This is a genomic window from Cellulomonas sp. P5_C6 (genome assembly GCF_054049635.1).
This window is the reverse complement of record NZ_JBFULZ010000404.1, coordinates 1-536: the sequence shown is the minus strand read 5'-3', so window position 1 is coordinate 536 and position 536 is coordinate 1. Positions and strand designations below refer to the sequence as shown.

Genomic DNA, 536 nt, shown 5'->3' with positions numbered 1-536 from the left:
CCTCGATCTCGGCGACGTCCATGAAGGGATTGATCGCCTGAGGCGTGGCGACCAGCACCCGGTCTCCAATGGGCACCAGATCAAACGCGCTCCATGAAGTCCACATGCGTCCCGTCCAGTCGCGGACGCGCTTCTGCGGCGCGCCGCGCTGGGCGAATGCGCGCAGGATATGCATGGCGCCATCAACCCAGATGGGCGCCCAGCCGTCGGTGGCATTGGTGAAAACCGAGATCGTCAGCTCGCAGGCCGGGATCACGGCGGTGCGCGAGATATAGCCATGAAATCCGCCATTGTGGCCGAACCAGTCCCAGCCGGCGGTGGTGCCGTTCATGGTGCCGAGGCCGTAATAGCTCTCGATAGTTGCGTGCGGATTGCGCCAGTGCCGCCGCGTCATCTCACGCCGGCCCGCCGCAGACAGCACGCTGTGCTTTGCATTGGGTGCAAGCTGCGCGAAGAAGCGCGCGATGTCGGCTGCGGTGCTGACGAAGCCCGCAGCAGGCGTGATGGCGTGGCACGGCGTGTCGCCGGGAATGACC

Annotated in this window: 1 protein-coding gene; it reads right to left on the bottom strand. The window is 65.7% G+C overall.

What is annotated here, in order from left to right:
• A partial coding sequence (locus tag ACXJKG_RS21420) for a serine hydrolase (protein ID WP_456847727.1) occupies positions 1 to 536 on the bottom strand: 536 nt, incomplete at both ends.